Source organism: Anabaena sp. FACHB-1237 (genome assembly GCF_014696225.1).
GTDB lineage: Bacteria > Cyanobacteriota > Cyanobacteriia > Cyanobacteriales > Nostocaceae > FACHB-1237.
Window position 1 is genome coordinate 15,153 of record NZ_JACJPV010000017.1, and the last position, 14,037, is coordinate 29,189.

Consider the following 14,037-nt stretch of genomic DNA (forward strand, 5'->3'; position numbering starts at 1 on the left):
TATGAAAATTACACTGACTTGTAATACCGGTTTAGGTACAGGTGGACAAGGTGTTTGTTTAGAAAACGCTGCATTAGGATTACATAAACTAGGAGATATTACTGTATTTTGTAGTGGTTTAACTACTCCAAAAACTGATTTTCCTGTATATTCTGTTGGTAATTCTCCCTGGAGTAAAAGACTTTTAAATATTCCAATTTTACGTCGTCGTAATGATTTAGCTGTGTTAATCAGTGACTTATATTTTGATCAACAAGTAAGCAATAAATTAAAATCATCTCCTTGTGATTTAATTATGGGAGTAGCAGGACAAACTGATTTAGCATTTAAAGTAGCTAAAAGTCAAGGTGCAACGGCATGGCTATATTGCTTGAATAATTATCTGCCTTTTATGCAGCAGCAAATTCAACAGGAATTAGATTTTTTATCTGATTCAACAGTAGCAACAATGAACCCAAAAATGCTACAAAGATTTGCTAGTGAATGTGAACAAGCAGATTTAATTATTGTGCTTTCTCAGGTAGCCAAACAAACTTTTGTACAAGCTGGATTTACCCCACAGAAAATTAAAGTTATTACTCCTTTTGTTGATACTAATAGATTTCATCCTACTTTAAAAACTGATCAAGTTTTTCGTGTGCTTTATGTAGGTACAATTGAACCCAGAAAAGGACTTCCTTATCTAGTTCAAGCCTTTTTAAAAGCTAATATTCCTAATTCAGAATTATTAATTATTGGTGGTGTCTCTACTCGTGGCTTAAAGAAATTCATGGCGGAAACATTAAGCGAAAATACCAATATTAAACAAGAATTTTGGAACTTTAATCAAGATGATCCTACTAGAGTTTTTGGTAAATCTTCAGTCTTAGTTTTACCTTCTGTAGAGGATGGTTTTGGTTTAGTTGCATTAGAAGCTATGGCTTGTGGATTACCTGTAATTGTCACTTCTAATTGCGGAGCGGCGGATGTTGTCAATCATGGCGCAAATGGATTTATTGCTCCTCCTAGAGATGTGGCAAGTATGGCTAAACAATTAAGATTTTTAGCAGAAAATGAGGCAATTAGAACCACTATGGGAGAGGTTGCTAGAATTGATTCTCAAAAATATCATCAGGCAGCTTATCAACAGCAATTCTCCACGATATTCGCAGAAAAAGGTTTGATTACACCACTTTTTACTTAAACAAAAAAATGTTAACTACAAATGAAACTAAAGTTGACCAAGAGAGAATTTATCACTGTTCTGGTGCTAATATTCGCGGTGGTGGAGGATTAGAAACTTATATAGCTTCTTTGATCAATTGGCAAAATTATCAACTAATTAATAATGGTGTTCAGCCTGAAGAATTATTAATTAGTTCCTTAAAGAATGTCCAACAAAATCAGTTTGAATTATTGCATATTCATGATCCTGATATGTTAGTAGATTTTCGGGAAGAATGTCCAGCAGTTTTAACCATTCATAATCATTCTAGTTATTGTCCTAGTGGTACAAAATATTTAGCAGATCGTCAACAAAAATGCGATCGCTCAATGCACCCTTTAGGATGTACTTGGGGACATTTAATAGATGGTTGTGGCAGTCGTAAACCACAAAATATTTTCCAAGATTGGCAAAATGCTTACTATTTTCTGAAAAACATTAAAAATCTGAACATTTCTGTAATTGCTAATAGTAATTATGTGCGAGAAGAGCTAATTTCTCATGGCTTATCACCTAATAAAGTCACTACCTTACATTGTGGTATAGAAAGATCAAAACATCCTGTAAGCCCTTTAAATCCAGAAATTCATCAACAGCAACATATTTTATTTGTCGGGCGAATTGTTCCCTATAAAGGATTAGAATGGCTGATCAAAGCATTAGCAAAAACTGATTCTCAAATTCATTTAGATATTGCTGGTGATGGTTGGGGTAAAGCCAAAATGATAGAATTAGCCCAAAAAATGGGATTAAGCGATCGCATAACTTGGCATGGTTGGTGCAATGGCGATAAATTAGAAATACTTTATCAACAGTGTTTTTCTGTAATTTTTCCCAGTTTGTGGCCAGAACCCGCCGGTTTAGTCACATTGGAGGCTTATGCCCATTGTCGCCCCATTATTGCCAGTGATATTGGTGGTATTCCTGAATATATTCAAAATCATCACACAGGTATTTTAGTGCCTCCGCATGATCTTCAAAAATTAGCCGATGCCATCAATGAATTATCAGAAAATTATCATCAAGCTCGACTCATAGGTGAAAATAGTCACGATTTATTTGAGCAAAAATTTGTAATGGATGTTCATATTCAAGAACTAGAAAAAATTTATAATCAAACTATGAATGATTTCTATTCTCGCAAAAAGTAAATATTGATAAATAACTAATAATTCACAAGTCAGAAGTCAGAATTTAGATGCGTTTCCCCTGCCAACTTTCGACATACATTTCTAATTTTTGGACACAATAAATAAAAGAAGTCAGGGATCTAAATATCAACGAGTGCTATAGCTGAATACTTACATACTTTATAACCAAATTTACCATGACTACAGAACTACCGAAAATTGTCGTTATTACACCTGTGAAAAACGAAGTGTGGATTTTAGATCGTTTTTTGTCAGTGACTAGTCAATTTGCAGATTACATTATTATTGCTGACCAAAATTCCACTGATGGCAGTCAAGCTATTTGCAAAAAATATCCTAAAGTGATTCTGATCGAAAATAAATCAGAAAAATTTAACGAAGCCGAACGGCAATTATTGTTAATTCAGACAGCCAGAGATTTAGTACAAGAACATAAAATACTATTGGCTTTGGATGCTGATGAAATACTAGCTGCTAATGCTACTAAAACAGCAAGTTGGCAAAAAATGCTGCAAGCCGAACCAGGAACAATAGTATTTTTTGAAAAGCCTGATTTATTTGACACCACTCATAAATGTCTCAGAAGTGGAATTCTTACCCCACTTGGCTATGTTGATGATGGTGCAGAACATCAGGCACAGAAAATTCATAGTGTCAGAGTTCCTACACCTGAATATGCCACTAGATTACATATCCATGATATTAAGATTCTCCACTATGCCTTTGTTCGTTTAGATGCTCATGCTTCAAAAATACGTATGTACAGTGTCATAGAAAATATATTAAAAGATAGTAATGCCATAAGTAGACGATTTCGCTATCCTTATAAAATTAACTATTTAAGGATTGGTAAATTAGAAGATAGCCCTCATGAGTGGTTTGATAATTGGGAAGATTTAGGGATTGATATGCACACAATTATTAAACAAAAATATTATTCTTATGACTTTGAAGTGTTGCATTATTTCCATAAATATGGATGTCGCCGCTTTTGGATGGAAGACATTTGGAAATATGATTGGGAATCTTGCCGCCAATATGCAAAATCGCAGAATATAGCTAATATCCCTGATTATAAAATACCTAAAAGCTCTAAAATTTTTGACTTATTAATATCTATAATTACTAATTTATATGGGAATATAAGGCAGCTATTAAATAAACTATTAATTAATGTTTTCTAAAACATTAATTATCTCACAGATGAACTTCAATATTTAAAAAATTAGGTATCAAATCTTAATTTTTTAAATAAGTCTTTTTAAGATATACTCTTACAAGAGATAACTAATTATTTTCAACATTAGTAGTGTTTTGAAAAAATGTCTATCAATAATAAATTCCCAGAACCTTTAGTTAGTATCATTATTCCCACCTATAACCGCATGGAATATCTTCAAGAAGCAATTACTAGTGCCATTAACCAAACCTATCAAAATATTGAAATTATCGTTTGTGATAATTGTAGTTCAGAAAATCCTGAATCCTTAATTGCATCATTTAATGATTCTCGGATTAAATTATGGCGACATTCCCAAAATATTGGAATGTTAGCTAATCAAATGTATGGCTTTAAAATGGCACAGGGAAAATATGTTGCTAGTCTTCATGATGATGATATGTGGAATCACGATTTTTTAACAAAGCTTGTACCCCCTTTAGAAGCAAATGCTAATTTAATTTTGGCATTTTCTGATCAATATATTATAGATGCCCAAGGTCAAATTAATCAAAAAGGTACAGAAATCAATAGTCGTAGTTATAAAAGACATCAAATTTCTCCAGGAGAACATCACAATTTTACAGAAATTACTAAAATTGGTTTAATTGATAAAAGTATTCCCACCGCAGCATCTTGTGTAATTAGAAATGGCGTCATTAATTGGGATAACATTCCTTCACAAGTAGGAGGAATGTGGGATTTATATTTAACTTATCTGTGTTGTTTATCGGGTTATGGTATTTATTATGTTCCTGAAAAATTAACTAGATACCGCTCTCATGAACAAACGGATACTTTTCTCAGTGGTAGTCGCAATGTCCAAGCCAAAATTCGTAAAGGTAAAAGTGAAATATTCTGCTATCAACTTTTTATGGAGGACAAAAATTTACGAGAATTTCATCAATTCTTTAAAAATAAATGGCTAATAGCGAATACAACTTTAGGTATTGGTTTATTACGGGATCAACAAATTTCCCTAGCACGTTCTTATTTTTGGCAAGCATTGAGTGAACAAAAATTTAATTTGCGAACTTTAGTAGCTCTAATGCTGAGTTTTGCTCCTCGGATATTAACTAATAAAATTTTGAGCGCTTCTTAACTAATAAAATTAAGAGAAATTAAGAGAGGTTATAAATGAAACTTTGTATTATTACTCACAGATTAAAAAAAGGTGATGGTCAAGGACGAGTTAATTATGAAGTTGCTAAAGAAGCAATTCATCAAGGACATCATTTAACATTATTAGCTAGTGAAGTTACACCTGAATTAGCAAACAATCAACAAGTTACTTGGGTTCCTATTCATGTTAAAAATTATCCAACGGAACTACTAAAGAATTTAATATTTGCCCAAAAAAGTAGCAGTTGGTTAAAGAAAAATCGAGAAAAATTCGATTTAATTAAAGTTAATGGCGCAATTACTAATGTTCCATCTGATGTAAATGCAGTGCATTTTGTTCATAGTTCTTGGTGGCAATCTCCTGTACATATTTCTCGCCATCGTCACGATTTTTATGGGTTATATCAATGGTTATTTACTGCGGCTAATTCTTATTGGGAAAAACAGGCTTTTCGTCAAGCTAAAATTATTATTGCCGTCTCAGAAAAAGTTGCCCAAGAATTAGTAAATATTGGTATTCCTCGCCAGAAAATTCGCGTTATTCTCAATGGTGTAGACTTGGAAGAATTTACACCTGGTGTTACTTCTCGAAAAGAATTAGGACTACCAGAAAATGTCACTTTGGCTTTATTTGCTGGAGATATTCGTACACCTAGAAAAAACTTAGATTCTGTATTACAGGCTTTAAAAAAAGTTCCTAACTTACATTTAGCCGTAGTTGGAGACACTAAAGGAAGTCCGTTTTTAGAATTAGCTAATAACTTAGGAATTAGTGAACGAGTGCATTTTTTAGGATATCGTCGAGATATGGCTAAAATTATGCAAGCCGCAGATTTATTTGTATTTCCTTCCCGTTATGAAGCCTGCACTCTTGTACTATTAGAAGCATTAGCATCTGGCTTACCTGTAATTACAGCCACTGCTACTGGAGGTGCTGAATTAATAAAAGTAGAATCAGGAATTGTTTTACCAGAAACAGATAATATTGATAGTTTAGCTACTAGTTTATCTGTTTTAGCCTGCGATCGCTCATTACGTCAACAAATGGGTAAGGCTGCTCGTATTCTTGCCGAAAACCATAGTTGGACAAATATGGCACAAAAATATATACATATATTTACTGAATTAACCAACCATGAGAAACACAGTTCTCATTCCCACCTATCGTCGTCCTCAAGACTTATCACGTTGTCTCCAGGCACTACAACAGCAAATCAAACCAGTTGATCAAGTAATAATTGTTATTCGTAATACGGATACTGAAACTCAACAATTTATCACCCATTTACACCACAACTTACCTCTAGAAACCGTTACCGTCAGTCAACCAGGAGTAGTGGCTGCCCTCAATGCGGGCCTCATCAGAGTCAATGGTGATATCCTTTCCATCACCGATGACGATGCCGCCCCCCATCCTGATTGGTTAGTTAAAATTAATACCCATTTTCAATCTGATCCTCAAATTGGTGGTGTTGGTGGTCGTGATTGGATTTATCACGGGGAAAAATTAGAAAATGATTCCCGACCTATTGTTGGTAAATTGCAATGGTTTGGGCGCGTTATAGGCAATCATCATCTAGGGATTGGCTCACCCCGTGAAGTGGATTTTCTTAAAGGTGTAAACATGAGTTTTCGCACCCAGTCCATTGGTGAATTACGTTTTGATGAGAGAATGAGAGGAACAGGCGCACAAGTACATTTTGAAATGTCCTTTACTCTCAGCCTGAAAAGAGATGGATGGAAAATGATTTATGACCCTAGTATTGCAGTAGATCACTATCCTGCTCAACGTTTTGATGAAGATCAACGTCGAAATTTTAATGAAATTGCCTTAATTAACCTAGTTCATAACGAAACAATCATCTTATTAGAACATCTTTCCCCGGTACGTCGCTTTGTATTTTTATTGTGGTCAATTTTAGTAGGTACAAGGGAAAGTTTTGGCATTATCCAATGTTTACGACTATTACCCCAACAAGGAATAATAGTCATCAAAAAACTGCAAGCATCCTTATATGGACGTTGGTTAGGATGGCAAACATGGCAAAAAACATATTCGAGAAAATTAGTAGAAAATTAGCACATAGTCAATAAATTACAATTATGATGTTATCAAAAGAAATCCTTTATCATAGCTTTTTTAAAAATACATATTCACCCCAAGATCGCTCCGCTATTAGTTGGATAGTTATTGTCACAGCGATTATTTTAAACCTCACTTGTTACTTTGCTAGTGCTGGTAGTTTCCGTTTAGTTTTTCCCATTACATCCTTAATAGTTGGCATTTTTCTATATATCAGACATCCCATCCATTATATAGGTTTCACTTGGATAATATGGTTTATTACACCCTTACTTGCTCGTTTAGTTGATTATAAAGTTGGTTGGGACCCTTCCCGACAAATGTTAATTGCACCATACTTAGTGGTATTTATCACCATAGTCACCTTTTTAAAATATTTACCTAGCACTAGTCATCAAGAAGGGCTACCATTTCTCTTGGGAAGTATAGGAGTTTTCTATGGTTTTTTAGTGGGAGCAATTTATAATCAACCACTGCCAGTAATCCGAAGTTTTTTAGATTGGTTAAGTCCGATAATTTTCGGTTTTCATTTATTTTCTAATTGGCGAGATTATCCTAGTTATCGTAAGAATATTCAACGTATTTTTGTCTGGAGTGTATTATTTCTAGGAGCTTATGGTATTTATCAATATGTAGTTGCTCCTGAATGGGATAAATATTGGCTGATCCAATCAAAAATGTTTACTAGTGCAGGAAATCCTGTACCTTTTGGCTTGCGTATTTGGAGTACACTGCACTCAGTTGGTCCATTTGGTACGGTTATGCAAGCTGGCCTGCTATTATTATTTACCAGTTCTAGCCCGTTAATTGTACCTGCTTCTGCTGTGGGCTATTTATCATTTTTATTATCCCAAGTACGTACTAGTTGGGGTGGTTGGTTATTAGGTATAATCATAATTTTTAGTTCTGTAAAACCGCAACTACAAATGCGGTTAATTACCATTATTTTGGTGATGACAATGTGTGTTGTTCCCTTGGTAAATATTGAGCCGATGTCCACAGTTATTACCAGTCGTTTAGAAAGTTTTTCTAATTTAGAAAAAGATAGTAGTTTTAAGGATAGATCCGCTAGTTATGATCGCAATTTGAATTTAGCTCTTTCTAATGTTTTAGGGAATGGGTTTGGTAATATTTGGAAAGTTAATGAAAAAACTGGACAAATAGAAGTAATTGTGATTGATAGTGGTATTTTAGATATGTTTTTTACCCTGGGTTGGTTTGGTGCTATCCCTTATATAACTGCATTAATTATCATGATTATTAGTGTAATTAAATATACTGAAGGGCGTATAGATAGTTTTATTAGTGCCGCTCGTGCCATAAGTATTGCTACTTTTAGCCAATTAATTATTTATAGTGGGATGTTAAGTATTTCTGGTATGATTATGTGGGGATTTTTTGCTATGGCTATGGCTGGACATAAATACTATCAATATAATCAAGATCATCATTAAAATTTAAAATTGTAGTTTTTATCAGAGTTAGATCCCCAACTTCTTAGATAAGTCGGGGATTTGTTATAAAATACCTACATAAGATTTTTCTAGTTTTTTTAATGAGGTGCTGATAATGTCCATTAATAAAGTAGCTATTGTTGGCGGTAGTCATGGTAATGAATTAACAGGAATTTTTTTAGTTAAAAAATTTCAACAATACCCTAGTCTAATTCACAGATCCAGTTTCCAAACTTTACCATTATTAGGCAATATTAAAGCTATTGAACAATGTACAAGATATATTGAAAAAGACCTGAATCGCTGTTTTCACAATTCAGATTTACCCAGGGGAGAAAACCCAACTTATGAAGATGTTAGGGCTAAAGAAATACAAGCAGTTCTTACTCCTAAAAATCAACCAGGGGTAGATGCAATTATTGATTTACATAGCACTACTGCGAATATGGGATTAAGTGTTATTTTCGGGAGTTACCATCTTTTTTTGCTGAAGTTAGGGGCTTATTTAACTGAAATCAATCCTTTGGTGAAAATCTGTATTCATCAACAGAAACAATATAGCGGTTTCTTGCGTTCTTTGTGTGAATTAGGAATTGTCATCGAAGTTGGGGCTGTAGCCCAAGGTGTTTTAGATGCTAAATTATTTCAAGATACAGAACAAGTAATTTATGGAATTTTAGATTACTTAGAAGCTACTAATCACAATCAATTACCGCCAATAAATAAGACAATTACTCTCTATAAATCCGTGAGTACCATTGATTATCCCCGCAGTGAAAATGGAGAAATCAAAGCCATAATTCATCCTCAGTTGCAATTTAAAGATTATCAACCTCTTCATCCCGGAGATCCTCTATTTGTTACGTTTACAGGAGAAGAAATTTATTATGAGGGTGAGAATATTGTTTATCCTATTTTCATTAACGAAGCCGCTTATTATGAAAAAGGAATTGCCATGCACTTAACTGAAAAAATTATCCTGGATCTTGTTTAATTCATCTAATTGATGAGATATTGATGATATGGCTATTTATTCTGATTTACTACTTGGATATTTTTTTGAGGTTTAACATGATTAAACATCTGATATTTTCTGGTTAATTCATAATAAATATCTAAGGTTTCTTGATGAACTCTGTTAATATTAAACCTCTCTAAATTTTGTTGGGCGCGATGTTTCCATTCAGTAAGATATTCAGGATTACTGAGTAACTGTGTTAAGGTTTTTGCTAAGACGTAACTATTTTTAGGAGGTACTAAAAGTCCTGCTTGAGAATTATCTAAAGTTTCAGGAATACCATCAACATTACTAGCTACAATGGCACAACCAACTTCTCTAGCTTCTGTGAGAACTAAGCCAAAAGATTCACAATGAGAAGCTAGGACAAAAATATCAGTTTCTAACATATACCGTTGTGGTTCTGGTTGAAAACCTTCAAAATGAATCCGATCAGCACAGTTTGTATGTTTAGCTATGTTTTCAAAAGTTGGTTTATCTGGTCCATCTCCTACTAAATATAAATGGGCTTGGGGAAATTGATGGGCAATTTTTTCAAAGGCTTCAATTAGTTCGATGATTCCTTTGCGTTTATACATTCCTGCTACGGTGGTAATGGCAGGATGATGTAATTTTAATGGTTGATATTCTGCTATATTTTGATGTCGAGGACTGGATAAAATGCCGTTAGCAACTACTCGCAATTTTTCCGGAGGAATACCACGTTTAATCATGGAATTAGCCACTGCATTACTAACAGCAATTACTCGATCTGCTAGTCCCATTAATACAGAATTACGTTGAAATTCATTATGTACTGTGGAAACTAAACTATATGAATAGGAAGTTTTTAGTTTAAAAAATTTGGCTAATAAAACTCCTGTCATCATGTGTGTATGAACTATATCCGGTTGAAATTTTTCGATAATTTTTTCATAGGATAAAGTGGCTTTAATAATTGTTAATGGTGTGCGAGATTGATCGAGATTAAAATGTTTAATACCATAATTTGTTACCAGTTCAATGTATTCACCTCCACTAGAAGCGATCGCTACTTCATGACCATTTTTAGCTTGTAAACAAGCTAGATCCACTGCTACATTAACAATGCCATTACCAATTTTTTTGATATGATTTATAATATGTAAAATTCGCATTTAAGCTATCTCCATAGTTATTTTTAGCTATTTTTAGTTATTTTTAGTTATTTTTGTGGAAAGTGCGGCAACAAAACTAATGATGAGAGAATAGGATTTATGGAGAAGATCATTGATATTCAGCCGGAAAAAATATTTCTTGGGAGTGAAAAAAACGATTAATAAACCCAGGAGGTAAACTGTTAATTTGTGAAGAATAGGCTGCGATCGCTTGACTTTTTTTCTCTTGTACTGAAGCAATAGAATAGCTATAAGCTGTAACCAGATCCTGGGGTTTTAAGAGAATAAATAAGGGCGATCGCCAAAATAACCAAATCGGATATTCTAAAAATCTTACTATAATTTTTGCTTCGCGGATCGCTTCTTTAACTAAGTCATAAGTTGCTTCATGATCTTGATGACAATCTTGATGATGTGGCACATATATTTCCCCTGGTTGATATTGATTGATTAATTTAACAATCTGCAAAACTAAATCTTTCCTGTCCTGATGATTTAATTTCTGTAAGTTCCCATCTTCCTGATCTAAAAAATGAATATTTTCTCTAGTTACCCCTAGAATATTCAAGGCTGTTAAGGACTCTTCTCGGCGTGTTTTAATAATTTGATCCCGTAAATATTCAGCAGAACTATTTCCACCACTACCATTAGTTAAAAACACCACAGAAACCTGTATTCCTTGTTCACATTTTTGAGAGATCATCCCGCCACAACCAAAGGTTTCATCATCTTGATGAGGAGAAAAAACCATCACAGATTTATGATTAAATTCTAATGGTTTACTAACCCAATTAATTAGCGATCGCCAAATTAAACTACAATGAATATACTGTAAAAAATTGAGAAAATTAGCAGGAATAAAGTGTTGTAATTCTTTGAGACTATTTTTCAGACTATTTTTAATGTTCATAATTAATCACTTGATGATTTACCTAATTAGTAATCAGTATTAGTAGAGTACGTCAGACAACATAAATCACGTAAATAAACAAATTATTAATATATGACGCACCCTACATCTCAGGGCTGACAGCTATCAGCTAACATTTAAAACTGATAAACTAACACCTTACCCTTCCAATTTTCTTCCACAAATACTAGATATTTGCCATTACTACGACGGAAAGCGCGAATACCATAGGGAATATCCACCCAACCACTTTCCTTACCCACTTCCACACCAGGACTAATTTTTTTCACCAATTCCCCAGTACTAGTTTTATAAACATGAACCTCCGCAGTTTTAAAAGTAACGGCAAATACATAATCACCAGCAATACTCATAGCAGCAGTGGCAATTTCTTTCTTACCAGTATTATCATAAGGAATCACGGTTCGCCATTTAGGAGTGCGATTTCCTTGACTCCAATTATCAAATCTAGCAATTTCTGATCCCACAATTTTAGCATCATCATATAAAGCAGGATGATCAACAGTAAAACCTGATAAATACATGGTATCACTATCAGGAAAATACTCAATTCTGCGTAAGTCTGTAAAAAAGCTAGGAGTCTTTTCTTTTCTCATTGACTTATAACTATAAATCAAATTTCCCTGCTGATCTATTCCCTGTAAAGGAAAATGTCTAATTCCATCTGCTGTGCGTAATGCTTTCCAAATATCTCCTTTATTATCTACCCACCAACCACCAATATAAGGATAATCTTCACTATTATCATATTCATTTTCTTCAAAACTACCATTACCATTAATATCTCGCCAAATCCACTCACCCTTGAATGGTTGATATGGTGGCCAATCCCCAGAAATTGCTTTTTCTCCTGTACCATTTGTACCTACAAATAAACCTGATGGAATGGCAATTTTTCCATCTGTTTGCGGATTAAATCTATAAATTTGTAGTTTACTATTGTACATATCTGTCAGGAATAGAAAAGGTTTTCCCTGAATACGTCGGAAAAAAGTTCCATCTGGAGATGTATGTAACCGGGGATCTTGGGAATATTTAAAAGGATTAATTGTATAGGCTTTATAAGTCCATTGTTGACCAGCAGGTTTACTATAATCCATGAGATATTCTTCCTGTTTAGTAAACACATTGATACCATCTGTTTTGGGATCTGTATCGGCATTATCTACAAAAATTAACCCTAATAATTGCCATTGTAATTTTCCCGATGGAGAGAATTTTCTTAAATCTGCTCCTGAATTATTGAAGCCATTATTATTAATATAGATGTTGCCTTTTTCATCTGTTCCTAATCCTGTAATTCCATAAAGTTTAGTATCTTTTATTTCACCAGCTACACCAGAAAAAACTCCATATTTATCACCAAAACTGCCTACCTTTACAGGTTGATCTTTAATATCATAAATAAACATTTGTTGTATTTTTCCATTTTCTGCTACTAATAATCTACCTTGATTATCAATAGCTATCGCAGTGGGATTAACAACATCTGTAATTTGCTTACCTAGATTTTTTCCATCTGGAGAATAATTAACAATTTTTGGAGATAGACTGCCTTTTTTATTTTGAATAATCCATAAATTTCCTTGTTTATCAGTAGTCATATTTCCGGGATTATTCACGGTAAAACTATTAATTCCTTCCATATTATCTAAATTATAAACATGAATGATATTTTCTCTTGTATTACTCACAAATAATTTATTATCTGCAATGGTTAAGCCAGTAATTTCACTATTTTTGCTGACAATTAGCATACTTTTATCCCAACCTGTACCACCATGAAAAGGTGCAGGTTTACCTTTTAAATCATAACGTCTGACACAATGCCAAATTTCACCTTCTGGTGGATAATCATGTTCAGGATGATTCATTCCTCCTTGAGACATTGCTAAATAAATATATTGATTATTTGCTATGACTGCTTTACCTCCGACTCTATTCCAACCATGTGTATCTTCTAAAGTAAAAACTGGTTTACCATCTTGATATATTGCTGCTTCACTTCCAGCTTCGTCCCACACACTATTAGTGTAAATTGTTCCATCATTCTTAACATACATTCCCTCAATATTATTTTGTACTCGCAATTTTCCCTTGCCAATACTATTACCTAACCAAGAAGTTACATAACTTGCTTGTGATGCTGTAGCTATTTTATCTTTCTTGGCTATTTTACTATTATTACTGTTAGCTGATTCCATAGTCATACTCATGAATATCACCATTAAACCGCAGGTTATTGCTAGTAAAATATTAAAAATTGCTTTTCTATATGTATATAGTTTCCGCAATAATTCCTGAATATATTGATGAAATTTCTGGATTTTATTAGACATTTTATTGATCATAAATCTCTTTACTCTATGTTTACTGTAAATGTTCGTTACTAATATGGTTTTTTTTCAAGATAATCTGTATAATAAATAACAAATTTTATAGACAAGAAAACTATAATTATTGTTATATAAATTACATGATTATCTGATATATCAGATAGATATCTATAAAGTAACAAATCAATATAAAAAAGACAGAGGGTTTTATAAAAGATTCATCAATAAAATACATATTTTTTAATTAAATTTTAAGTAAATTCTGATTAATTTTCCTGTTGATGGTTGTTTATAGTAACGATTATATATTGATAATCTTATATTGACAGATAAATCATAATCGTCTATAAATAAATTCATTATATTCAAAATTATCAACTATT

General features: G+C 33.1%; 11 protein-coding genes. 8 read left to right on the plus strand and 3 right to left on the minus strand.

What is annotated here, in order from left to right; genetic code table 11:
* Position 1: 1 nt before the first annotated feature.
* From H6F32_RS10605 to H6F32_RS10640, 8 genes are all read left to right on the plus strand, one after another.
* Positions 2–1,183: a glycosyltransferase family 4 protein gene (locus H6F32_RS10605; protein WP_190369302.1), complete on the plus strand. Its 1,182-nt coding sequence runs from the start codon at positions 2–4 to the stop codon at positions 1,181–1,183.
* Between the two features lie 8 nt (positions 1,184–1,191).
* Complete coding sequence (locus tag H6F32_RS10610) at positions 1,192–2,355, plus strand: glycosyltransferase family 4 protein (RefSeq protein WP_190369303.1); 1,164 nt, start codon at positions 1,192–1,194, stop codon at positions 2,353–2,355.
* 176 nt (positions 2,356–2,531) lie between these two features.
* Positions 2,532–3,539: a glycosyltransferase family 2 protein gene (locus H6F32_RS10615; RefSeq protein WP_190369304.1), complete on the plus strand. Its 1,008-nt coding sequence runs from the start codon at positions 2,532–2,534 to the stop codon at positions 3,537–3,539.
* A gap of 138 nt (positions 3,540–3,677) precedes the next feature.
* On the plus strand, positions 3,678–4,676 hold the full coding sequence (locus H6F32_RS10620; protein WP_190369305.1) for a glycosyltransferase family 2 protein: 999 nt from the start codon (positions 3,678–3,680) through the stop codon (positions 4,674–4,676).
* Positions 4,677–4,711: 35 nt separating this feature from the next.
* The gene (locus tag H6F32_RS10625) at positions 4,712–5,923 is read left to right on the plus strand and encodes a glycosyltransferase family 4 protein (protein ID WP_190369306.1); all 1,212 of its coding nucleotides are present in this window, start codon (positions 4,712–4,714) and stop codon (positions 5,921–5,923) included.
* A complete protein-coding gene (locus H6F32_RS10630) occupies positions 5,832–6,776 on the plus strand; it encodes a glycosyltransferase family 2 protein (protein WP_190369307.1) in 945 nt (314 codons plus the stop codon). Before H6F32_RS10625 ends, H6F32_RS10630 begins: the two co-directional genes overlap by 92 nt.
* Before the next feature lie 26 nt (positions 6,777–6,802).
* Positions 6,803–8,233, plus strand: a complete 1,431-nt coding sequence (locus H6F32_RS10635) for an O-antigen ligase (protein WP_190369361.1) — start codon at positions 6,803–6,805, stop codon at positions 8,231–8,233.
* A gap of 112 nt (positions 8,234–8,345) precedes the next feature.
* On the plus strand, positions 8,346–9,227 hold the full coding sequence (locus H6F32_RS10640; RefSeq protein WP_190369362.1) for an aspartoacylase: 882 nt from the start codon (positions 8,346–8,348) through the stop codon (positions 9,225–9,227).
* Between the two features lie 32 nt (positions 9,228–9,259).
* Here H6F32_RS10640 and H6F32_RS10645 read toward each other — a convergent pair whose 3' ends face one another.
* From H6F32_RS10645 to H6F32_RS10655, 3 genes are all read right to left on the minus strand, one after another.
* Positions 9,260–10,387, minus strand: a complete 1,128-nt coding sequence (locus tag H6F32_RS10645) for a glycosyltransferase family 4 protein (RefSeq protein WP_190369308.1) — start codon at positions 10,385–10,387, stop codon at positions 9,260–9,262.
* 109 nt (positions 10,388–10,496) lie between these two features.
* Entirely contained in the window at positions 10,497–11,297 is an 801-nt protein-coding gene (locus tag H6F32_RS10650) for a PIG-L deacetylase family protein (RefSeq protein ID WP_190369309.1), read from the minus strand.
* Positions 11,298–11,434: 137 nt separating this feature from the next.
* Positions 11,435–13,657: a hypothetical protein gene (locus H6F32_RS10655; protein ID WP_242031103.1), complete on the minus strand. Its 2,223-nt coding sequence runs from the start codon at positions 13,655–13,657 to the stop codon at positions 11,435–11,437.
* Between the last annotated feature and the right edge of the window lie 380 nt (positions 13,658–14,037).